General features: G+C 52.7%; 17 protein-coding genes. 10 read left to right on the forward strand and 7 right to left on the reverse strand.

What is annotated here, in order from left to right:
• Positions 1 to 13: 13 nt before the first annotated feature.
• The 4 genes from JI741_RS04265 to JI741_RS04280 all read right to left on the reverse strand — a co-directional run bounded on the left by JI741_RS04265 (position 14) and on the right by JI741_RS04280 (position 8,896).
• Positions 14 to 3,403 carry a SusC/RagA family TonB-linked outer membrane protein gene (locus JI741_RS04265; protein WP_202007698.1) on the reverse strand — a complete coding sequence of 1,130 codons (3,390 nt, stop codon included), beginning with the start codon at positions 3,401 to 3,403 and terminating at the stop codon, positions 14 to 16.
• Positions 3,404 to 3,491: 88 nt separating this feature from the next.
• On the reverse strand, positions 3,492 to 3,920 hold the full coding sequence (locus JI741_RS04270; RefSeq protein ID WP_202007700.1) for a hypothetical protein: 429 nt from the start codon (positions 3,918 to 3,920) through the stop codon (positions 3,492 to 3,494).
• Between the two features lie 148 nt (positions 3,921 to 4,068).
• Positions 4,069 to 7,011: a T9SS type A sorting domain-containing protein gene (locus JI741_RS04275; RefSeq protein ID WP_202007702.1), complete on the reverse strand. Its 2,943-nt coding sequence runs from the start codon at positions 7,009 to 7,011 to the stop codon at positions 4,069 to 4,071.
• 166 nt (positions 7,012 to 7,177) lie between these two features.
• Positions 7,178 to 8,896, reverse strand: a complete 1,719-nt coding sequence (locus JI741_RS04280) for a tetratricopeptide repeat protein (RefSeq protein ID WP_202007704.1) — start codon at positions 8,894 to 8,896, stop codon at positions 7,178 to 7,180.
• 448 nt (positions 8,897 to 9,344) lie between these two features.
• Between JI741_RS04280 and JI741_RS04285 the strand changes: the two genes are divergently transcribed.
• From JI741_RS04285 to JI741_RS04305, 5 genes are all read left to right on the forward strand, one after another.
• Positions 9,345 to 10,358, forward strand: coding sequence for a HipA domain-containing protein (locus JI741_RS04285; protein ID WP_202007706.1), 1,014 nt, complete (start codon positions 9,345 to 9,347; stop codon positions 10,356 to 10,358).
• A 1-nt stretch (position 10,359) separates the two neighbouring features.
• The gene (locus tag JI741_RS04290) at positions 10,360 to 10,749 is read left to right on the forward strand and encodes a HipA N-terminal domain-containing protein (RefSeq protein ID WP_202007708.1); all 390 of its coding nucleotides are present in this window, start codon (positions 10,360 to 10,362) and stop codon (positions 10,747 to 10,749) included.
• Between the two features lie 82 nt (positions 10,750 to 10,831).
• A complete protein-coding gene (locus JI741_RS04295) occupies positions 10,832 to 11,554 on the forward strand; it encodes a DUF2071 domain-containing protein (protein WP_202007710.1) in 723 nt (240 codons plus the stop codon).
• Positions 11,555 to 11,693: 139 nt separating this feature from the next.
• Positions 11,694 to 13,058 (forward strand): putative oxidoreductase C-terminal domain-containing protein, encoded by a 1,365-nt coding sequence (locus JI741_RS04300; protein WP_202007712.1) that lies wholly within the window; start codon positions 11,694 to 11,696, stop codon positions 13,056 to 13,058.
• A 66-nt stretch (positions 13,059 to 13,124) separates the two neighbouring features.
• Positions 13,125 to 14,336, forward strand: coding sequence for a glycoside hydrolase family 172 protein (locus JI741_RS04305; protein ID WP_202007714.1), 1,212 nt, complete (start codon positions 13,125 to 13,127; stop codon positions 14,334 to 14,336).
• A gap of 66 nt (positions 14,337 to 14,402) precedes the next feature.
• Here JI741_RS04305 and JI741_RS04310 read toward each other — a convergent pair whose 3' ends face one another.
• Complete coding sequence (locus JI741_RS04310; protein WP_202007716.1) at positions 14,403 to 17,309, reverse strand: glycoside hydrolase family 9 protein; 2,907 nt, start codon at positions 17,307 to 17,309, stop codon at positions 14,403 to 14,405.
• Between the two features lie 274 nt (positions 17,310 to 17,583).
• Here JI741_RS04310 and JI741_RS04315 point away from each other — a divergent pair, with 274 nt between their 5' ends.
• The 3 genes from JI741_RS04315 (at position 17,584) to JI741_RS04325 (ending at position 20,710) form a co-directional block, all read left to right on the forward strand.
• On the forward strand, positions 17,584 to 18,516 hold the full coding sequence (locus tag JI741_RS04315; protein WP_202007718.1) for a helix-turn-helix domain-containing protein: 933 nt from the start codon (positions 17,584 to 17,586) through the stop codon (positions 18,514 to 18,516).
• A gap of 105 nt (positions 18,517 to 18,621) precedes the next feature.
• Positions 18,622 to 19,620 (forward strand): aldo/keto reductase, encoded by a 999-nt coding sequence (locus JI741_RS04320; protein WP_202007720.1) that lies wholly within the window; start codon positions 18,622 to 18,624, stop codon positions 19,618 to 19,620.
• Between the two features lie 316 nt (positions 19,621 to 19,936).
• Positions 19,937 to 20,710 (forward strand): DoxX-related protein, encoded by a 774-nt coding sequence (locus tag JI741_RS04325; protein WP_202007722.1) that lies wholly within the window; start codon positions 19,937 to 19,939, stop codon positions 20,708 to 20,710.
• Positions 20,711 to 20,756: 46 nt separating this feature from the next.
• Here the strand turns inward: JI741_RS04325 and JI741_RS04330 are convergent, their stop codons facing one another.
• A complete protein-coding gene (locus tag JI741_RS04330; RefSeq protein WP_202007724.1) occupies positions 20,757 to 21,410 on the reverse strand; it encodes a GIN domain-containing protein in 654 nt (217 codons plus the stop codon).
• Positions 21,411 to 21,727: 317 nt separating this feature from the next.
• The gene (locus tag JI741_RS04335) at positions 21,728 to 22,819 is read right to left on the reverse strand and encodes a family 20 glycosylhydrolase (protein ID WP_202007726.1); all 1,092 of its coding nucleotides are present in this window, start codon (positions 22,817 to 22,819) and stop codon (positions 21,728 to 21,730) included.
• A gap of 281 nt (positions 22,820 to 23,100) precedes the next feature.
• Here JI741_RS04335 and JI741_RS04340 point away from each other — a divergent pair, with 281 nt between their 5' ends.
• Positions 23,101 to 23,505: a DoxX family protein gene (locus JI741_RS04340; RefSeq protein WP_202007728.1), complete on the forward strand. Its 405-nt coding sequence runs from the start codon at positions 23,101 to 23,103 to the stop codon at positions 23,503 to 23,505.
• 134 nt (positions 23,506 to 23,639) lie between these two features.
• Positions 23,640 to 24,065 (forward strand): VOC family protein, encoded by a 426-nt coding sequence (locus JI741_RS04345; RefSeq protein WP_202007730.1) that lies wholly within the window; start codon positions 23,640 to 23,642, stop codon positions 24,063 to 24,065.
• Positions 24,066 to 24,072: the final 7 nt, after the last annotated feature.

The following is a 24,072-nucleotide window of genomic DNA, read 5'->3' on the forward strand; positions in this document are numbered from 1 at the left end:
AAACATCTTCAGGTTAGAAACTCAACTTCACAGACGCGGTGATTTGTTTTGCTACTGGCATGGCCACACCCCCGGCGCTAAAAAATTCAGGGTCCTGGCCATAGAGTTTTTTGTCGGCATAGACAAGCCACAGGTTGGTGCCCGTGAGTGTGAGCGATGCCGTTTTTATTCCCGTAGTGCCCAGCATTTTCGTGGGCAGGTTGTAGGCAAGCGACACCGTGCGCAGCCGCACAAAGGTGCCGTCCACCACGCGCGCCGACGAATAGTTGTAGGTGTTGTAGGGGTAGGTCGACCCCAGCGAGTAGGCCGTCAACACATCGGCAATGGCGGGCACGTTGGTGTGTTGCTCGTCGCCGCGCATCGCCCAGCGATCCAGAAATTCGCGTGGCATGGCATCCAGGTCGGAATAGGATGTTTTGAATGCAGGGTTGAGCCTGATCTTGTTGCCACCCTGGTAGGTGAGAAACACATTCAGCGTAAACGCTTTGTACTTGAAGATGTTGGTCCAGCCTCCCGAGAATGTTGGGTCGACGGCGCCTTCATACTTCAGGTGTTGGGTGGACAGACTTTGCAGGTACACATCCGAACTTTCCACGCCGTCCTGGTTGATGAACAACGGCACGCCGGTTTTCGGATCGAGTCGCGTGAAGTCTACCGAGAACAATCCCCGCACGGGGTAGCCTTCCATGGCGCCGCCTTCGGGAAACACGAGGTTCACGATGCGCGGCTCGTTCTTCAACTTTGTGATCTCGCTCTTGTTGGTGCTGAAGATGAAGTTGGTAGACCACCCGATTCCGTTGTGTTGAAAGATGGGTGCGCCCAGCGAAAGGTCGATACCGTGCGATTTCATGTCGGCATAGTTCACGGCTTTATACGCCTCGCCGCCAATGCCCGAAGTTTTCACAATGCCGATGAGGTCGAATTGATTCCGACGATAATAATCAAACGTGATGGAGAGTTTGTTGAACACGCTGGTGTTCACGCCGATGTTGGCTTCGTATTGTTTCTCCCACGTGAGGTCGGCGTTCTCCAGGCTCTCGATGGCGATCTGCGATTCGTTTTCATAGAGATAGGGCCGTGGCGACGTGCCGCTGCGAAACACAACCGACGAGTTTGTGGCATTGCCGGCGTTGGCTGTCAGACCATAGCCTCCGCGCAACGTCAGGTAATCTACAAAGCGATACGATTCCATAAACGGTTCGGAGTCGATGTTCCAGGCGCCGCTCACGTTCCAAGTTGGCAGCCAGCGCGCGGTGCGCGATTCTCCCAGACGATTCGACCCATCGAGGCGCCCCACCACGTTCAGAATGTACTTGCCACGGTAGGCATAGTTGCCGGAGCCATAGAAGCTGGCATAACGGTCGTAGGTGTTGCCCATGCCGAAGTAGTTGAAGTTGCCTTCGAGCAATTGTTTAATGATGCGATAGTCTGTGAACGGCACCCCGCCTTTGCTGAACTGAAAGCCATAGCCGTTGTTGAATGCATTGCGGCGATCCACAGAACGAATCTCCTGCCCTGCCACCGCGTTGATGGTGTGAATGCTGTTGACCGTGTGTGTCCAGCTGAGCTGATTCTTGAAGTAGTAGCTGTTCATCTGGTCGTCTACGCGGTTGTAGAAGCCGCCTTCGGGCAACACAATCACAGGGTCGGCATTGGGGAAGTCGGGATTGTAGTAGAGAAACTTGTTGCCTTGTTTCACCACCTGCGAGTTGGCCGCGCGATAGGCTTCGGCCATGTTCGAACCCTCGGCCACACTGTGTTCGGTGCCGGTGGTGACACGACGCACCGAACCGATGAAATCATATTTCAACGACTTGGTGATCTTGTAGCCCACCTCGCCCTGAATTTTCAGATCGAGCTGGTTCAGGTTGATGTAGTTCTTGTCGATCTCGTTCAGGATGTTGAACGGGGCATAGTTCCGGGTGAAATATTCGCGGTTGCCGTTTTCGTCATAGGGTGTGAGCACGCGACTGGTGTTGAGTGCATAGCCAAACGGATTGATGTCGAAATCGCGCGAGTAGGCACCTTCCACGGCGTTGGTTTCGCGGGCCACAGTGCCGGGCACGCGCTGGGTTCGGGTGGAGCCTGTCGCCAGGATGCCCAGCGATAATTTCTCCGACAGCTTGAACGTTCCGCGCGCGTTGATGGTGTAGCGCTTCACGTTGTCGGCAATGGTCCAGCCGTTGTCGTTGTAATAGCTGGTCGAGAAATACAATTGCGATGCTTCCGTTCCCGACGACACGCCCAACGAATGTTCCTGAACAAACGAATTTTTGAACAGCACATCAAACCAGTCGGTATTGGCCTGCGCATAACGATGCAAAAATGCTGCACGGGCTTCGGGGGTATTCTCCAATCCAAAGGAGCCGTCGTTGGTGTTGTAGGATGTGTTGATCAGGTCATACATCTTCCGGTACACACCACCGCTGGGGCTGCGCGACACGTCGGAGTGATTGAGCCAACCCTTGCGTTCCATCTCACCATACACCGCCATCTGGTCCGACGAATTGAGAATGTTGTAGTTGTCGTATGATGGTTTGAGATACGAAGAAAAATTTCCGGTGTAGGTCACCACAGGTTGTCCCACTTTTCCCTTTTTTGTCTTGATCACAATCACACCATCTTTGGCCCGCGCACCATACAAGGCCGTGGCCGATGCATCTTTCAAAATGGTGAAGCTCTCGATGTCGTCGGAGTTAAGACCGGCCACCGATGAGCCGATGAGTGTTGTGGGATCGCCGGTGGTCAGCTGATCGGCCGACACATTCACCACGTCTTCCAGCACTACGCCATCGACTACCCACAGCGGCTTGTTGTCGCCGTTGATGGACGTTGCGCCGCGAATGCGGATTTTGGGTGCGGCTCCAAATGTGCCCGACACGTTCTGCACCGACACGCCCGCCGCTTTTCCTTGCAGCATGCGGCTCACATCGGTGGCGCCGGCGGTTTTCACATCGGCCGCCGCCAGGTTCACCACGGCGCCCGTGAACAAACGCTTGTCCACTTCCTGGTAGCCATTCGACACCACGGTCACTTCATCCAGCCGCTTCACGTCTTCTTCCAGCACCACGTCAATGGTTGTGCGGCCTGCGGCGATCACTTCCGTAGTGGTGTAGCCGATGAAGGAAAAGATGAGCGTGGCATTTTCATCGGCCTGCAGCTGATAGTTTCCCTGCACATCGGTGATGGCGCCTTGTGTTGTTCCTTTCACGGAAACACTCACTCCCGGCAGACCTTGCTTGTCGGTGGCCGAGGTAACTTTTCCGTGTATGCTGATTACTTGTTCGTATGGTGTTGTGCCGAAGGCTTCAGACGCCAGCAAGAGCAGGGTCATCAGAAAAACCATTCCGGCGTTTCTCCATACGCGCCACGACCTTTCGTGGCTGTATTGTTTTGTATTCATGTCAATAATAGGTTAGGGTACTTAAAAAGGATCTTCGATCGCCCCACATACGGGGCGACAAACTCGACGGCATGCGCGACGTTTTTTTTTACGGGGCAGTGAACACAAACGTCCAGTCGCCTTCGGCCGAATTGGTCCTTCCGTTGTCTTCATTGCACGTGGCGCAGGTGAAGGTGAGCGTCAGGGTTTTGTCGGCCAGCACATAGCGAATGCGAACGCCGTCGTCGCGCACCAGCACATCGTTGGTGTCGGTGGCAAACGTCCACAAGCCGGGTTGTGCAGACCACGGACTGGGTGTGGGAAGTTTGCCGGAGACCGCGTAGGCATAGGGACCTTTCGGCGTGGTTTTGTTGAAGGTGCCCGACACGTTCAGGGTGAGGTCGGGCGACTTGAAGTCGGCCGTGCGATCGCCATCCTGCGAAGCACTTTTGATGACCCATGTTTTTGAAAGCCGGGCAAGTTGTTGTTCTTCCACAGAAGGTTCGTCGGCATCGTCGCTGCCGCAAGCGGAGGACATGATTCCGGCGACTATAAACAGGAAGTATATATGCAGTCGTGAAATGACATTCATGATGGTAAGGATAAAAGCGTAAGAGATTATTTTGATCGTCGTCAAAAACATTTCCCGGTCAGGTACAGGTAATACCCAACCGGGAATGTCTTGTTTAGTGTCGGAGTATTTTCGCCTGCTTGCGGGTGCCGTCGACAAAGACAACCTCCACAACATAAATACCCGGAGCCTGTGCCGACAGATCGAACTGCCAACTCTTCGGGGCACTCACATGCTGTACCCGAAAACCTTGCGCGGTGTAGAGGTTCACACCCTGAACACTGTGCCCATCCAAACCCCGGATGGTGAACACGTCGTGGGTTGGATTGGGATAGACGGCCAGTTCATTTCGGAAGCCGTCTTCCACACCCGTCACCACCCACACATACGGATCGGATGTTGACGAGCACCCTTTCGGATTGGTGACGTCGACCGTGTAAGATCCCGACTTCATTTTGTTTTTATGCAAAACCCAGGGCAGCTCTTCGTTGTCGATGGCCGTGCCGTTGTAGTACCATTGGAATTCGTAGAACCCTTGCAGGGGCAGTGCATAGAGCACCGTGTCGTTTTCGGCAATGGTTGCTTTCGGATAGCGTGTTACCGGCACCGGCACACCCGATGAATAGCCGATGGTAGGACATTCTTCGGGGAAAGCTTTCAGAATATAACCTCCGGGTTCTTTGGCATAGAGGCTGTCGTTGTCGCTGTCGGGAACAAGTTCGCCATCTCTGTACCATTCAAACTTTGCCCAGTTGCCATTGAACGCATTGTTCAGCAATGTGGAATCGCCCACGTGGCAGAGCTCGGCATTGTCGCGGCTCTCCACGGCGGGTGAGCTGTGCACATACGTATCAATCAATACCGGGTCGGACAGGCCTTTGCAGCCATCGAGTTCCACTTCGGCGGTGTACCACACGGCGCCTGCTGCAAGAATAGACAGGCGGCTGCCGTTCACGTTTTCCACCAGCGAACCCTGCACATAGTTGTCATCGCCGTTGTAGGTTGACTTATACCATTTGTAGGATGTGTATCCGGCGGGTAGTGTAAGCGTGAGGTCGGCCTCATCGCAATAGAGGTAGTTGGCAATGGAATCGTAGGATGCCTTGTGCCAGCGATGCACGGCGTGGTCGGGATCGGGTTTGATGTTGGGATTGACCGTAGGCAACAGCTCAAATGTTTCGCTGGTAGACTTCAATCCGCCGGGGCATGACTCGTGACGCGCCTTCACCTGGTAGCCGGTGAACTTCGATACTTTCAGCGTGTTGCCGGTGCCCGCGCCGCTGATGGGCACATAGGTTTCCGTGTAGGGCGACGATTCGCCAAACACGATTTTCTTTTCCAGCCACTGCACGTTGATCCATTCCGACGAAACCGAAAGCGTCACTTCTTCGCCTATACAGGCCGTGGCCTTGTCGTAGTCGATATAGAACGTGCGGTCGGCATTGTCCTGGATCACCACCGACGCCGACGTGATTTCCAGATCGGCGCAGCCAATGGGCGTTGCCTTCACCCGGTAATCGCCGGCTGCGGTAACGGTGAGGGTCGACGATGTTTTTCCGCTGATGGGCTTGTAGGTTGTGCCCGATAATTTATACCATTGAAAATTCTCATAGTCTCCAACCACATCCGACGGAAACAAAATGTCGACGGTGGTGCCCGGGCACAAAAATGTTTTGGTGTAGTCGCTCAGTTCCGGATACAGTGTGGCATCGCTAAAACCTTTCAGGTCGACCGTGGTAGACGACTCGCAGCCGAGGTAGTGTGCCACCACCGTAACGTGCATGTTGCCGTCTACCGGAAACACATACGACGCGCCGTCAACCGTCACTTTGTCGTCTTCGGTATAGTTGTAGTCTTTGTGTTTATACCAGGTGTAGTCATAGCCAACATCCAGCAGCGTCAACGTTGCGTTTTCGCCGGGGCAATAGCCACCACTTTCAATGCCGCTCAGTTCAGGTTGTTTTGGCGACAAGTGCTCCACTTCCGTTTCGTCTGACAGGATAGCGACCTCGGGCCACTCGGCAACCGTTACCGCCAGGCTAAAGAATCCGGATTCGGTGTAGAGCTGTATCGAGTTCCAACCGCTGGCATACGACTTGCCATCCTGCAGCCAGTCATAGCTGGCAAACTGATCGGACGCCGACAGGGTGATGACCGACCCGGAGCAAATTTTTCCGGAGCCATTCACCGGCGGAGCATCCACCGAAATCACCGGTTTCTGAAACACCACGGTGCTGGCGGGGCGTGCTTCCGAGGTAACCGTGCATCCCGCGCGAACAGCCTGCACGGCATAGTATACGTTGGTGCCTGTGAGCGTAACCACTTTGGTGGCCGATGTGGAAGAGGCCATGGGTGTTAGTGCCCCCGGCGTGCTGCCGCTCAGCCATTGGTAGGACGACATGCCGTCGGCGGCTTTCAGCGTAAGCGTTTTTCCGACAAGACTTCCCGTGAATGAAACGGCGGCCGACTTCACACGCACGGTGTTTGAAAACACCGACTGACCCGCCACCGGAACCTGCACTTTGTATTGGCCGGCTTCGGTTGCCGGGTACGTCGCGGCGGTGGCACCGGCGATCGGTTCGTTATTTAAAAACCACTGGTAGGACGTGTAGCTGCCTGTCACCGAAAGCAACTCGGTGTCGGGAGCAGCGCAGAGAAATCCATCGGCCGCGTTGACTTTCACGCTCGACAGAATGTCGACACCGATGACGTTTGAAAACAGCCACATGCCGGTGAAGGACATTTTGGTGCCTCCCCACACAAAAACCGGGGTGGTCACGGTGAGGCTGAAGCTTGAGGTGCCATCGCCGTTGTCGGTGAAATTGGAAAATTGTTTCCAGCTGGTGTCGAGCTGATAGGGATTCGACAAGTCGGGCTGGCTGGTGTGGGTAAAAAATCCCGTCGGAGCCGAATTGTTCTTGTACGTCACAGTCACATGCGTACCCGCCGAAACTTCGAAGGGTTCCTCCAGCCCCGCGGGCGATGTGAAGGTCAGCGTCTGGGCACTCAGTCCCCAGCCGCTCACACCAAAGAGAAAAATGAGTAAAAATCTCTTCATGAGTTTTGAGTTTAGGTTAATAGAATTTTTCTGGCTCTGGGCAGAAATGTACGCCCACATGAAGGGGATTGCGGAAAAACCGGCGTGACAAGGTGTGACATCGCCCCTAAAAAGGAAGCCGAAGGTCGATTTCGGGAAAATTTATGCGCCGTTCGCCGGACTTTGGCTAATAGGGTGTGGCTTTATAGCGCTTCAGCAGAATTTTCACATCCTCGTCTTTTTCGAGGTTGAGCTTTTCCCGCAAACGTTGCTTTTTTTTGCGGATCGATTCGGGGGAGATGTTATAGATCTGGGCGATCTCTTTCGAATTGAGGTCGATGAGCAAGTAGGCACAAAGCCGCAGGTCGTTGGGCGACAGGTCGGGATAGGCTTCCTGGAGTTGGCTGAAAAAACGGGGGTGCACTTCCTCGAAATGAAGTTTGAAGTCCACCCACACCTGGTCCATGTTGTTGTTGCCGCGGATAATTTTTTTGGCCTTGTCCAGCGGCGACCGCACCGTTTGACCGTCGGCGGGGTCTATGGCGTTCAGCAGTTTATAGATCGAGTCGAAGATTTCGTTCTTGTTCACCAGGTGCAGGGTTTTGGTGGCCAGCTCGCGGTCTTTGAACGTGAGCTCCTGTTTCATACGTTCCTGCTCCAGGGCGTTGAGCTTTTCGGTGGCCAGAATGTCCTTCTCCAGCTGCTCGCGCTCCACGCGGTTTTTCTCCAGCGTGAGGCGTGTCACTTCCTGATCCCGTTGCAGGATCACGTTTTTTTGCTGCAGGTTTATGTTTTGGGTGCGCAGCGTGTAGAACAACAGCAGGGCAATGATGGTGGCCACAACAACCACCCCAATCCAGAACTGTCGTTGCCGTGTGGCCTCGGCTTGCAGCAATTCAATTTCATTTTCCTTCTTGCCAAATTCGTAGCGCATCTGCAATTCCGAAATCCACTTGGTGGTCTTTTCGCGCAACAGGCTGTCTTTCCAGGCCAGCGTGAGGTTCGAAAATTTCAGCGCGTCACCGTTGCGTCCCGACGCCTCGGCCACACGCGACAGCCACCGGTAGGCCTCCACAATGCTCTCCGTGCTGGAGGTTTCATGAAACCCCGCCAGGCTTTCCTCCAGATACCAGGTAGCCGAATCGTATTGATGACGATTGACATACGTTTTGCCCAGGCCAAGACAGTATTGAGGATAATAGAATTTATCCTTCACCTTCAGGTTCATGGCAAAAGCCTGTTTGTATTTTCGCAGCGCGCTGTCGTATTGGCCGTGGGCATAATAGAGGTTGGCCGTGTTGTTGATGGCGATGCTGGCGTTGAGCGTGTCGGCTTCCGTCTGGAAAATGGCCAGGGCCTCGTCGAAATATTGCAGGGCCAGGCTATCGTTGCCTTTGTTGTTGAGTTCGGTGCCCATGTTGATGTAGTTCAACGCCAGCCGCCGCTTGTTCACCTGCCCGCGACTGATCTCGATGGCCTTCTCATAATACTCAATGGCTTTGTCGGTGGCGTTGTTGGTGGCATACACAATGCCGATGTTGTTGTAGATGGTGTTGAGCAGATCGTCTTTCTTATACTGCTGCGCCAATTCAAGCGATTGCAGAAAGTATTTCAGGGCTTCTTCCTGGGCGTTATACTTAATATAGAGCGCCCCCATGTTGATGTTGCCCAGGATCTCATTCTTCTCGTCGCCCTGCTTGCGCGACTGTGTGATCACCTCGATCAACTCGGTATGCGCCTGTTCAAAATCTAAATCGTTTGTACTTCGGATGGCTTTCCGCAGCAGCGAGTCAAGGTGGGTTTGCGCATCAGAATCCGTCTTGTCCACAGGCCTGGAGCAGGCCACCCACAACAAGACACCCCCAAAAAAAACCATAGCCGAACGAACTATCCCATAGCGTTTCATACGTACACTCTTCTCGTAAAAAAAATCAAAAAGCCCGGCTCTGACTCCTCAACTCCAATGATCCAGAAATAATAGAATTGCAAGCTAACATATTCTGCGGGATGGTTGCAAGACTGGGGTGGTCTTTGGAGTTGTGGCGCTGACCAGCACTATCATCGTCGCACACAAGTGCTTCTGCAATCTCTGAGAAGAATATTCTGATAGATCGGCAGGACAGAATTCGCGAGGTTAATTTCCACCTCAGCTCTACAAATCCTCGGAATACTGAAAACCCTGACTTCGTGCTACTAAGCCAGTACGCGACGCGGGGGTAGGGAACTCTTAAATCGAGATGCCAATCAATCGTACTGTCGGATATCAACTCATCAACAACGCTTCCAGGTAAATCTCGACGGTTAAATTTTTTATGATTTTTTTTTCAGAACTTGATGATTATCCAAGTTATTAATTGAAACTACACACTCAAAACGAATTAAGAGTTGAAAAGTCTCAAAACCACTCGGGCCACATAGAGCGGTTTCATACCATTCCGAGACTTAAGAAGAATGACTATTATGTCATTGACATTGGGCTTGACGGCGACGCTCCGAAGCAATTTATTAAAGCATACTTTTTCGAACGCGACAGTAACGTTAAAAGAACCAATCGCGCCTCGTGGACACCGTACATAGCAAAGAGCGCAGAAAAATGGTATCCTCATGAGTCTGTCACGGAGTACATGATAAATAAAATTGGCATTGCACTAGGGTTAAACATGAATGCTGTGAAATTGGTGGTGGCTAAAGGACAGATTCGATTTCTGAGCAGATATTTTCTCAAGCCAAATGAGGTATTGATCCACGGTGCAGAAATATGCGGGGAATACCTCGACGACCTTGACATGGCAACAGAAATCGCGAATAGCAAAAAAACTTCTCGTGAGCTATTTACCTTTGAATTCACCTGCGAAGCTATTCGATTTGTGTTTCCTGAAATTTGCGAAACCCTCATACTACACTTTATCAAAATGATTGTTTTCGATGCTATTGTCGGTAATAACGACCGCCATTTCTACAACTGGGGAGTGATCAATACAATCAAAAAAGGTGGAAAACTGGCCAGGTTTGCACCCATCTATGACTCGGCACGCGGGCTATTATGGAACGAGAGTGAAGAAAATCTCGTTAAACACATGGTTCTTCAAACCCAAGGAGGAAAAAAATTAGTAAATTACATCTCCCTAGCAACCCCAAGAATAAGTGTTGAGAATGACGCAAACGTTAACCACTTTGGATTAGTAACTTTCGTAAAGACTTTAACACGTGAATACGCTGAAGTTGTAGACGCCCTCGTCTCGCATTCGCAGGAACAGAAAGTTTTAGGAATGCTAAATGTCGATATTTTCAACTACTTCAGTAGAGAGAGACAGGAGTTAATTTCAATAATTTTGAAAGAAAGATTTGAAACACTGAGAAACTGTTGATATGATTAAGAAGATTTCAAACTTGTTTAATAAAGAAGAAATGGATTTCAACTTGCCATCCAATGACAAGACCGTATTTACGTTAATGGTAGACAAGATCCAAATCGGAAAACTACGTTGCTATAATGGCTTGTGGGAGTTTACCTACTCTGAGGAGTTCAAGAACAATCAACACGAATACAAACGAATTGCAGGATTTCCTGATTTGGATAAAACCTACCAGAAGGAAACACTCTGGCCGTTCTTTCTAACACGCATTCCCGGTCTCAAGCAACCGGCAATAAAAGAAATCATCGAAAAAGAGAATATTGATTCTCGCAATGAGGTAGCGTTATTAAAACGTTTCGGAAAACATTCCATCGCCAATCCATACGAACTGATACCCGGCTAACTCTCTATTTTGTTAAGAACTTGTTAACCTAAAAATAAAGGCCTTTCTCCAAACGTCTCAAGGAGTATATAATCATCAGGCCATGACCATCCCCACCCTCGCCGGCATCATCGACAGACGCATGCTCATCAACTATCGCGTAGACCCCACCGTCCTTCAAAACATCCTGCCACCACCCTTCCGCCCGGTTGTGGTAGGCGGGTTTGGGATGGCCGGCATCTGCCTGATCCGACTAAAGCATGTTCGTCCCAAAGGACTGCCGGAGTTCGCAGGATTGTCATCCGAAAACGGCGCACATCGCATAGCCGTGACGTTGACCGAAAACGGCGTGAGCAAACAGGGCGTCTACATTCCCCGGCGCGACACGTCGTCGGCATTCAACACGTGGGTAGGTGGCCGCTTGTTTCCGGGCGTTCATCACCGGGCCGCATTCACCGTGAACGAACGGCAAGGACATCTTGCCGTGTCCTTCACCAGCGCCGACGGAACCTTCCTGTCTATCGATGCCGAAGAATCGAACCACTGGAACCCCAACAGCGTTTTCGAAAACCTGGAACAGGCATCCGACTTTTTCAAGAACGGCTCGCACGGCTATTCGCCCGACACCCGCGGCGCCTACGACGGCCTTGCGCTGAAAGCCTTTGCGTGGAAAGTGACGCCGCTTCAGGTTCAAGGTGTCCGCTCCAGTTTTTTCGAAGACCGTTCGCGCTTTCCGGAAGGCGCTGTCACATTTGACAACGCCCTGTTGATGAAAAACATCGCGCACGAATGGGATAGCCTCGCCACCCTGCGCACGGAAGCATAGGGCACGTTGTCGCATTCAAAATTTGCCATTCATACCGCCACCCGACTGACATGCTAAACTTCGGCGGGCGATGTGGTGCTTTTCAGTATCTTTAGTTGCGGCAATAACATGCCGCACCACAACCCGAAAACACCACATCATGAAGCATGTTTTGACCGTTCCGTTTATGCTGGCGGCCGCGCTTTCCTTCGCCCAACCCAACCCTGCAACCACGCCGGTTGTGAAACTCATCACGCTGGACCCCGGACATTTTCATGCCGCGCTGGTGCAAAAATCCATGTATCCCCAAGTCGACTCGGTGGTGCACGTCTATGCTCCCGAGGGCAACGACGTGGCCCTTCACCTGCAACGCATCGAAGCCTTTAACAAACGGGCCCTGGCTCCTACGCATTGGAAAGAACAGGTCTATACCGCACCCGACTACTTCGAAAAAATGCTGGCCGAAAAAGCCGGCAACGTGGTGGTGATCGCCGGCAACAACAAACTAAAAACCGAATACATCGACCGCTCGCTCAAGGCCGGCTTCCATGTGCTGGCCGACAAACCCATGGCCATCAACCACGATGGCTTCGAGCGTTTGAAGAAAGCCTTTGAAACCGCGCGGCAACAAAAACATCTGCTCTACGACATCATGACCGAGCGCTACGAAATCACCACACTGCTGCAAAAAGAATTGTCGCTGTTGCCCGACGTGTTTGGAACACTGGAGAAAGGCACGATCGACAATCCCGCAGTTACCAAAGAGAGCGTGCATCATTTCTACAAATATGTGGCCGGCAGTGTGCTCACCCGCCCCGCGTGGTTCATGGATGTGTCGCAGGCTGGCGAAGGCATTGCCGATGTCACCACCCACCTAGTAGACCTTGTGCAGTGGGAATGTTTTCCCAATCAAACGCTCGACTACACCAAGGACATCAAGGTGCTGAAGGGAACACGCTGGCCCACCGAAATGACCTTGCATCAATTCACGGCCATCACCAAACAAAACGCTTTCCCCGACTATCTCAAAAAAGACATTGTCCGCGACAGCGTGCTGAATGTGTTTTGCAACGGTGCCATCAACTATACACTCAAAGGAGTTCACGCCAAAGTCTCTGTCACCTGGGCCTATCAGGCAAAGGTTGGCGGCGACACACACTACTCCATCATGCGCGGAACCAAAGCCAACCTCGTGATCCGGCAAGGTGAAGCCCAAAAGTTTTCTCCCACGCTCTACATCGAACCAATAAAGACAAACGCCAACTATGAAGCGTCGGTGCTGCAACAGTTCAAAAAGCTGGAAGCCAAATTTCCCGGCATCGCGTTGCAGAAATCCGAAAATGGCTGGGAGGTGATCATCCCCGAGAAATACAAAGAAGGTCACGAAGCACACTTTGCACGGGTGACGGAGAAATTCCTCGAATACCTTCGCGACAACACCATGCCCGCGTGGGAGGTGCCGAACATGATCGCGAAATACTACACCACCACGCGCGCATTGGACATGGCACGAAGCGGGAAGTAACCTCCGGGAAGCGCTATCACCACAACATCGGATGCTGTGGTTTGTTTTTGATAAACCAGCCCTCGCATGAAACCATATCTCTATCTGGCCAGTCTGCTGATTTGCTGTCTGGCACACGGCCGCTTGCAGGCACAAGCCTTGTATGACGTGCCTCAGAAAACAAAAACACGTTGGAGCAGTTTTGAAAATCCCGGTGCACAAAGCGGCATGGGTGGCCGCGAAAACAAGGGCGGCAAGGGTCACGCCTTCGACGAGATTGCCGCCAAGGGCTCGAAGGTGTTGCTCGACTACAAAGGTGCCGGTGTGGTGCAACGCATCTGGCTCACCGTGAACGAACGCTCACCAGCAATGCTCCGATCGATGCGACTCGAAATGTATTGGGACGGTGCAAAAACACCGGCTGTGTCGGCGCCACTCGGCGACTTCTTTGGCGTGGGTTTAGGGCGGAGGGTTCCGTTTGAAAGCGAGTTGTTCTCCGATCCCGAAGGACGCTCATTCAATTGCGTCATCCCCATGCCCTTCAACACCGCGGCACGCATCGTCATTCTGAACGACGCAGACATTCCCGTCACGTTGTTCTATGATGTTGACCTGACTACCGTCGACAAACACGAGAAACCGGTCTTCTTTTTCCACGCCTATTGGAATCGTGAACTGAAGACCACGCTGGGACGCGACTTCGTGGTGCTTCCTGCCGTGTCGGGCAAAGGAAGATTTCTGGGCATGAACGTGGGCGTGATTGCCGACAGCGTGTATGAAACCAGCTGGTGGGGCGAAGGTGAAGTGAAAATATTTCTCGACGGCGATTCAGACTTTCCCACGCTCACCGGAACCGGCACCGAAGACTACATCGGCACTGCCTGGGGCCAGGGCCAGTATGCCCACCGTTACCAGGGCTGCCCACTGGCCGACGCGAAGAACCGGCAGTGGAGTTTTTACCGCTATCATGTGCCCGACCCCATCTATTTTCAAACGCAGTGCAAGGTGACCCTCCAGCAAATTGGCGGCGAGATGACCGACTTTGTGCGACGCCTGAAAAAGAACGGCGCCGTGTTGCAACCCGTGAGCGTGGCCGGTAGCACATTTCACAAACTGCTCGAAATGAATCCCGTTCCCGACCTCATGGACCCCACCTTCCCGCAAGGGTGGACCAACTATTATCGCGAAGACGATGTGTCGGCCACAGCCTACTTTTATCTTGACAAACCTGCCAACACATTGCCCGCTATTGCCGCGTTGCCGGCGCGTACGAAAAACCTTCTTGCCACAAAAAAATAGCAGAGCTTACTGAACAAAAAAACAGTCAGGTCATTCAGGCCTGACTGTTTTTTTCGTTTGTGATTTTTATTTTTCCCAGGCGGCACCGCGCACTTCACGGCGCTGCAACAGATCTCCATCCAAAACCACCACGGCCACCCATGGCGTGTTGGTTGAGTTTGTCTTTGCCTTCCATTCAAGCGTAGTGATTGCTCCGGGTTTTAATGTGACGACCTTCTCTTGCGCAGACAACAACAGGTTGTCGGTGCGCAAGGAAAACTTATGGACGCCCGAGCCTTGTGCCATTACGCGAATCGTTACTTCACCACGGGCTGAGGTTGTCTGTGTAGCGTCGAAGCTGGTGCTTACAGTGCGAAGGTCAAGTGTGTAGCTGCCGCCCGGCAGCAAGGTTTGTTTTTGGGCGCGGCCTTTTTGAATCACCTCATAAGTTCCCTCGGGCAGGGTGGTGCGGAAGTGTCCCGTGGCGTCGGGTGACAACGTTGTCTTTTGTTTTGAACGTGCTTCAACAAAAGTTACTTCACCATCGGCTTGTCCTTGCACCAGGGCCGGGCCGGCAAGGTCTTTGAGCAACCAGACCCAGCGTGCCACCGGGTGCACCCAGATCTCTTTATAGGTCCAGGTGTTTTGCACAGGCCAATAGGGTGCGTCGGCTTCGGCTCGGCTTTGAATGCCCACCGGAAGTCCACCCACCATGTCGCCCGACGAGGGTGTATAGATGGGAGGAAAGTCGTAGCCTTCGCCCCACATGGTGCTTTGTGAAAACGGATTTTTGCCGATGATCCATTCCAGTTGTTGTGTGGACAGTTGCGCCGATGAAAGGTCACCACGAAGGTGTGCTGCACTGGCCAACGCCTGTGCTTGCGGGAGTATGGTTCCGAAATGTCCACGATAGTCCATCCACACCGGGAACAAGCGGAGGTAGTGTCCTTTTCCGAGAGGCACGCCATTGAGCACTTGCTTGCGGAAAGATTCCTTACGGCTTTCGGGAACATTGATGTATTCCTGGTCGGTGTAGACCGACGCGGGCATCACGCCATAGGGTTCAGTATACGTCGCCAGATTTTTCAAGTACTCTGAATACAACGTCACAGCCGAATACCATTTCATCCAGTTTGCATCGTTGGGGAAGGCTTCGCACAAAGCCGATAGGGCCAGCGTTGGGCCTTGTTCACGACCGCGATGACAATAGTGCATTATGCGTTCTTTTGTGGTGTTGGTGTAGAAGAAACCGGTCATCGGCACATCCCAATCCGTGCGGCTGCGTTGCTGGGAATCTACAATGAAGCGCGACAGTTCGATGGCTTTGTCAGCATACTTTTTGTTGCCCGTGGCCTTCCACAAATCTACCGAAGCAAGAATGGCTTGTGAAGCCAGTTCATGTTGCACGTTGTCCGAATCGAAGGAGCCTCTCCAGATTTCGGTCGAGGGTTTTATGCTGGCCATGCCTTGCACGGCGAAGGTCCAGTCGGCTTCTGCCATTTTCAAGGCATACTTTGCCAGGCGATCGTCGGTGTCTTTCATTACCCGGAAGGCGATGGCTTCCACGGCGGCCGCCTGAAAGTTGGTCATGGGGCTGTTGCGCGCGGTGGCGGCAATGTCGTCGAAGTCGCCGAGGATGTTGTTGGTGCGCCGGCTGCTGATGGAGCCGCCGTTGCGATAGCCATCGCCAAAGCTGGTCTTGGTCACCCAGTCCAGTCCCCACAACGCTTCTTCGAGCACACGCTCAAACAACGCGGGGTTGTTGTTTTGCGTCTTCAATTTCTCGGCCAGGGTAAACAACCCATAGGCAATCTCGCCGGTATTCTCCAATCCTTGCGTGAGGTCGCCGGCGTCGTGCCAACCCCCGTTGATGTTCATGCGTTTGTCGCCGTGCACACAAGTCCAGTCGCGGTGACATGCACCGTGCACACCGGGAATTTCCGTGCCACAGCGTTCGGCATAAAAAAAATTGAGCGCCTTCCACAACGTGCGTTCATACACGTCGGCCTCGATGCGGAACGGTTGTGTGGACACGCCGCCGGCGGCCACAATGTAGTCGCCCGGTGTGCGCACTTCCGAAAAGTCCATCACCTGAAATTGGCCGATGTGCGAGCGCATTTGTGTGATGGGCTTTGTCAACACGGTTTCGCCGGTGTGCTGATCGATTAACCGAAAATCTTTTGCCGTCATGTTGCTGGCGATGGCGCGTTTCGCAGCGCCGGTCTGATAGCCGGTGTGGCTAAAGGATATTCTTCCGGGCCACACATCCCAGCCTTCAATCTTGTCGGGCTCCACGCGTTCAAGTTCCAGTTGGTCAAAATGAAACTGTATGGTGTCGGCTTCGTCGGGTGTGTTGCCCGAGAGGCCATACGACATTTCGAAGCTTGTAATTTTGTCGCGGGCCACGTTGCCAATCTCCCACACCACGTGGTTCCACTCGTGGTTGCGCAGGATCAGCGATGTTTCCCCTTCCTGTCCAAACAACGCCGGAAGTTTTTCCACGCCGTCGTTATAGAGGCGAAAGTCAAGTGCCGTGGTGTAGAAGCCGGGCAGGTCGGGATAGATCCAGATGGAAATGCGATTGAACGACGACCAGTCTTCGTCTGCAAAATGACGTCTCACCCCAGACCTGCCCCAGCCGCGTCCGCTTTTGGGGGCGGGTCCTTGCAGGCGTGTGGGGGTGACCATGCGCAGCGATTGTTTACCGTCGTGTTTGCGATCCGCGTCCAGGGCCATCGTTGCCACGGCTTCGCTGTCGTCCACAATCTTGATCACCTTGCGGGCGTCCACCACTTCGCCGCCCGCGGTGGTGAAGGCATGCCAGTGTGTGAGGGTTTCCATATCGTCGAGCACACGGCTTTCCAGCACGGGCTTGTTCAACCACCGATAGGTGGCCGAATCTTTCAGGTTTGCCGTGAGGGGTTCGCGAATAAATTGAAAGGCCGCCAGGCAGAGCGTGCCCAGCAACAAAAGCAGGGAGAGACGGAGTTTCATGTTTTGGGTTGTGAAATCAATTCGTGATAGTAGAAGATCATGAAGATAACAATCTGTCGTGGCGTCTATGGACGAGTGTCGTCAAAAAAATTTAAACGGCATCGTGTGTCACACAAGGTTCGTTTTTCGTCTTGTTATTTCCTGTGTGCGTTGTGCGAAATTATGTGAAGTGATAACAAGGGCAGGCGGGGCATTGAAAGCACCTCCGCTTTTCTGCTTCTGCCGAGAATCTTTTCCGGAATCGAAACGTTATTCCACATTCACCCCGCACGCCATGAAGCAACAGACCATCCCAACCCTCAAGAGCGACGCCTACCATAAGACATACTTCAAACACGACGTGCCTGCACCGTTGGCGGCATCCGACCAGCGGCATTTTGAAATACACCACCGCTGCGCGTTGCCCGACGTGATCAACGCACACCGGCTGGATTTTTATATGTTGTTTATGGTGGTCCAGGGCGAGGGCATCCACACGTTTGGCACGAAGGAATATTATATCCGCGAAAACATGTTGTGTTTTGTAGCACCCCACATGGTGCAGTCGTGGCGCGCCGAAAAAAAAGATCAGAAAGGCTACTTTGTAGGCTTTTCGGAAACGTTCTTCCACGAAGGCTTCGAAAACAAACACTTTCTGCAGGAGCTTCCGTTTTTCCAGCTCAACGGCAATGCTGTGCTCGCACTCACCGAGGCCCAGACGCAATACTACCTCACTCAGCTTCGCTTCATGCACGAAGAGTTTCTGCATGCCACCACACATTCCCCGCAAATATTGCGCAGCCAGTTGCAGCTGCTCATCCACAAAGCCCATGCCCAGGCCCTCGAACAAGGTCATGCCTTCGACACCGCACATGCCGCAGGAATCAGGTTGGTAAAATCCTTTAAAGAGCTATACCTCCACGATTTCCGCGCCCTGGGCGACGGCACGGGTCTGGCTTTAAAAAAAATAGCGGTGTATGCCGACACTCTTGGCGTGTCTCAAAATCACCTGAACGACACCGTGAAAAGCATTACCGGCAAATCGGCAGGGCAACTCATTCGCGAACACCTGGCCAACCATGCCACCATGTGTTTGCTGCATGCCGACAAAAGCATTAGCGAGATTGCTTATGCGCTGGGGTTTGAAGACCCCTCCTACTTTGCACGGTTCTATAAAAGTCAGACCGGCAAATCGCCATCCGAATTCAGAGTGTCCGAAAACCTGTAGAAAGTACCAGCCTTCCCGTAGTCTCTCCTGAAAACCCCGCGCGATGTGCGTGACCTTTGTCAAGTCAAACGACTGACAAAGTTTAACACTCAAAATCAAACGACTATGGACTACAGACAATTGGGTGGCGCCGGCATGCGCGTGCCCGTATTAAGTTTAGGCACCGGGACTTTTGGCGGCACCAACGATTTTTTTAAACGCTGGGGCACCACCGACGAAAGAGAAGCCACACGCCTCATCGACGTGAGCCTGGCCCACGGCATGAATTTCTTTGACACGGCCAACGTATATTCTATGGGCGACGCCGAAAAAATTCTCGGCCACGCGCTCAAAGGCAAGCGACACGACGCCATCGTGTCGACCAAGGCCACGTTCAGCATGGGCGCAGGCACCAACGACCAGGGCTCGTCGCGTTATCATATTCTGAAGGCGGCCGACGAAAGTCTGAAACGGCTCGGCACCGACTACATCGATCTCTACTTCATGCACGGCTTCGACGCCACCACCCCCATCGACGAAACACTGCGCACACTGGACGACCTGATCCGGAGCGGAAAGGTGCGCTACGTCGGCGCGTCTAACTTTGCGGGCTGGCAATTGATGAAGGCACTCTCTGTTTCAGAGCGCGAACACCTGTCGCGCTATGTGATTTATCAGGGCTACTACTCGTTGATCGGTCGCGACTATGAATGGGAATTGCTGCCGCTCATACAGGATCAGAAACTGGGACTTCAGGTGTGGAGTCCGTTGGGTTGGGGAAGACTAACGGGAAAAATCAAATCAGGACAACCGTTGCCCGAAGGCCGCATAAAATCAGGTGGCGACGCGGGTGGCCCCAACGTACCCGACGCTTTGTTATTTAGCGTTCTTGCCGTGCTGGAACAACTGGCAGAAGAAACCGGAAAGAGTGTTTCGCAGATCGCGCTCAACTGGTTGCTGCAACGCCCCACCGTATCGAACATCGTGATCGGTGCCCGTAACGAAGAGCAGTTGATTCAGAATTTAGGGGCCGTGGGATGGAGCCTCACACCGGAACAAGTGCAACGCCTCGATGCAGCCGGTGCACAAAAACCGATGTACCCTCATTGGGTCGGCGCGCGCTAGGCGTTTGACATGCCACACACGCATCCCTTTCAACAAATCGCCTCGACAAGTCGGGGCGATTTTGTTTTATAAAAGATTCTAAACATGCATTTCCATTCACGCAAATTGCGGCAAAGTCATGCAAATGCGCGCAGTATCGACAGTACGTCCTCCGAATGCGGAAGAAATACTATTATCTTGTTAACACTCCTCTTCGCGACGACGATGGCTGTGTGAGAAATTTTGAATGAAGCAGGAGTGGTGAAAGCTTGTGATCTTTTCACGAAGCATACCTCCAGCGAAAAAAATGTTTCATCTCGACATACCTTCTCGTGCCATGCAAATTACCAAACTGATCTCTCCCGGTCGCGCCATATTCGCGATCGGCATCCTCGGCCTCGGCTTTCTTTGTGTGCTGACAGGCGACTTCATCATTGGCCGGCCGCCAGCATGGTCAGAAAGTCTTTCGGCCATGAAGCCCGCGTTGGGCTATGTGTCGGGGGCAGTCGTCGTGCTGGCTTGTGCAGCGATCTTGGCGTCGAAGAAAGGCGATGCCGGTGCACTGATCATCGCGCTGCTCATTCTCCTGTTGTCGGGCTTGCGTTTTCTGCCCACGGTGATGACCGACTGGCTCGGTGGCTATAAAACCATGGCGTTGCTGGGAGGCGCGCTCATTGTGGCCTGTTCGTTCGGGCTGGAAGGAAGAACCGATACGTTGATGTTTATGCAGAGAAAAAAAACGACCGACACCCTCATCGCCGTGGGATGTTTTCTGCTCGCAGCGTTTTTTATTGCGGGGGGATATGCCCATTTCAAGTATGCCGACTTTGTGATCGGCTTCATTCCGGAATACATTCCGTTTCACGCCTTCTTCACCTATTTCTGCGGCATATGTTTGGTGGCCGGCGGTGTTGGCATTTTAATTCCCGCCACGCGAATGTTGGCCGCGCTCCTTTCGTCCATTATGTTGTTGGGTTGGTTTCTGTTGCTACACATTCCCCGCTTTGTTGCCAACCCCGGCGATCCCAGCGACCGCATGGGGCTTTGTGAATCGTTTGCCTTTGCGGGAATATTTTTTGTGCTCGCCGGAATTTCGGTCAGGAAAAAATAACCAGGAGTTTCCCAATCGCTCCAACCCCGACCCTGCACTGGCCGAATTATTTCTTCACAAGTTTGCCAGAGCCCGTGTTCGTGAGCCTTATAATATCGGGATTGCCTTTGTAGTACACATCGCCCGACGACATAATAAAAACGTTCACCACCTTCGACGCATTCACTTCTGTGGGCAGAGCGTTCATGGAGCTTACATACACACTGTCGGCCAACAAGTCGAACGCCTTCACACTTGTGGCATTCACGTTCGATACCTGAAAAAAAGGTACCGTTCCAGAAAATTTATACGTTCCCGTGTTCTGGGCCGTCAATCCGAGATAGCCATGGATGGTGATGTTCTGCAAATTGACCGAGCCGGCATGAATGACCATGCTCAACGTGTCGGCCACAAGGGGCGCATCGTTCTCTACCGAGCACGCATTACAATTCAACCGCGTCAGGCTATTGACCGACATGGTCATCTTGCCTCCCGTGGCATTGACCACCAACACACCATTTGACACCGAATACATCGCATCGGCCAACGACGTAGAAATAACACGGTTTTCCGCACCACTCACCAGGTTGAACGTGACGTAGCCGTTGGATTGAATCGCGCTGAACGCCGGCAATACTTTCGCGGGATATTCCCTGGGTTCGCAGCACACCAGCAAAAGACCGCCAACCACCAGCACAAGCGAAGACCAACACGTTTTCATATCAGGAATGTATTTGACCTTTCAAAGTACGCTATCGCCGGGGTGGCGTGTGAATAAGAATGGGGTAATTTCTTACACGATTAGGTTATTGCGCCTTCTGTCGCGCGCCATCGGAGGTCATGATTTAGCTACCATTGCTTAGAAACGACATACAGTTTGCCTGGCGATAAGCCAAAGTTCATCCACAGATAATCCAGAGCTTTATAAGACTGGATTATCTGTGGGTTATCACTGGCTCATATGTGGGTTATCTCTGGGTTATCCTACCTTGTGTTTGGCTGCGACTGTCGAACTGGCAGGACCTCAATACCAACACCTCACTTCGCAAACAACGTCCGAAAACAATTCCACGGCGTGTTCTCTGCGTTTGCTTTGGCATCGTCTTTCTTCGCGTAGTAGCCTTTCAAAAAGCTTTCAGCATCCGACCACACGGTTTGAATGATGCCCTGATAATTTTCTTTCACTTCGGGTGTTGCATCGCGGCGGAAGGCGGCCATGTCGGCAACCTGGGCTGCTCCCACCGTAGTGTTTCGCCAGGGGCAGGTGGCCACTTTAAATCCTTTGTTGGCAAAGATCACGGCGGTTTTGTCGGGACGTTCATAGTGCCAGTCGCAGATCATCACGTCTTTTGGAATGAGGTCGATGGCCCGGTGGGTGTTGTTGTGGCTGGCTTCCCACATGCCGAGGCCGGTGATCTTTCCCTCCAATAAACGGTCGCCCCAAATCCACAGCTCACGATTTTTTTCATGCAGGTGATCGCGCAACGTGCGCACTTCGCCTGCATAGAGTTCGGCTTTGTCGCGACCGCCGCAGCGCGGACATTTGTCGTCGCCCAGGTAGAACACTTCGTCCATGCCGGCGTGAAAGGCGGTGCTTTCGAAGGCATCACAAATTTCGTCCATCATCGAGAACACCACCGCGTGCACGTCGGGATGCAACGGGCAGTAGCTTTTGCAATAGAGACCGTCGGCATTGGGCCATGCATATTTCGCGGGCATTTTCACATGGGGTGTTTCGTCAAACTGTGGATAGACGCGCAAGAGGTTATAGACGGTGCCAGCCCACGACTGGTGGCCCAGCAAATTGATTTGCGGAATGAGGCGGATGCCGTGGTCTTTGCTGGCCTTCACCAGCTTCTTCACATCGGCTTTCGACAGCGCCGCAGAGTCGCGCAGTTCGGGATGTTGTTCGAATTGATAGTTGAAGTCAACCCGAAGAATCAGCACGTTCACCTGGCGGGGTGCAAGCTCTTCGTTGATAAACTTCACAAAGGCATCGACGTTGGCCGCTTTGGGTGCAGCGATACAAAAGCCGCGTGTGGGAAATGTGGCCAAAGGCTTCTGCGCAACAGTGTGAAGGTTGGCCAGCAACATGAGCAGGGCCAGAATGGTGAAGCGTTGCAGGGTCATAGTGGGTATTGGGGGTTAAGATCGTTAAGGCACAGCCAAGATATCAACTCCGGAGCAACGATTAAATTTTCGGGGCCGCACACACGAACACACTTTCAACACAACGGCCAAAATTTTATCAGTGGTAATATTAGGCGATGAAAGTATGCGTGTTCTAAAAACACGTGTCGCAAAATGCCCTGCATTATGTCGGATTTGCACAGCGCACGGCGCAAGGGCGTGCTGTACTTTTGAATCATCAAGTAAAACAAAAAGTCAAAAACACATAAACACTAAAACGTATGGAAACCCTTGCTATTCAAACAACCAACACACCTTCAAAAGGTGCCCTGTGGACCGGTCGCATCATCAGCGGTCTTGTTATTCTGTTCCTGCTTTTCGATTCGATCATGAAGGTGATTCGCGAGTCGCATCACGTGGAAGGCACGGGCAAGTTTGGCTTTGCCGACAGCTTTGTGCAACCACTCGGCATCATCCTGCTGGTGATCACCATGCTCTACATCATTCCGCGCACGGCCGTCATTGGCGTATTGTTCCTTACCGCCTACTTTGGTGGCGCCGTGGCCGTCATGATTCAACACGGTGAGAATTTTATTTTCCCCATCGTGTTCTGTGCACTGGCGTGGATTGGGTTGTTGTTGCAATACCCATCGTTGCGCGGTTTTCTTCAATTGAAACGTCGCTAGGATTTTTCACTTTCCTCCAGGTTGTCTCTACCCGGCGCATGAAAATGGCCGGGTAGCTTTTTTTAACAACTGACCTTTTGTGCCACACCCGGCGAAGACGTAACTTGTTTTCAGTACACCCTAACATTCGCGCTATGCAAAACCGCACCATGCCGACAAGCACCGTCATTCCCGTGCTTGCCTATCCTGATCTGGCCGAAGCGATTGACTGGCTCACAAAAGCTTTCGGATTTTCAACACGGTGGACGGTGGGCGACCACAGGGCACAGCTCAGCCTGCAAGGGGGCACCATTGCCGTTACAAAACAACCCGACGGCACCACGCTCGAAAATCCGGCGGCGGCCTGGTCGATCTCTATCATGATTCGTGTGGTGGATGTTGACGCGCATCACGAACAAGCGCGCCTGCACAACGCCCGCGTGCTCCATCCGCCCATCGATTTTCCCTATGGCGAACGTCAATATTCCGTCATGGATTTTAACGGCTATGTGTGGACATTCTCACAGTCCATCCAGGACCTGCGTCCGGAAGACTGGGGTGGCGTGAGCGTGAACCTTTGAATTGGTG

Source organism: Chryseolinea lacunae (assembly GCF_016735595.1).
In the GTDB taxonomy this organism is placed as follows: Bacteria; Bacteroidota; Bacteroidia; order Cytophagales; family Cyclobacteriaceae; genus Chryseolinea; species Chryseolinea lacunae.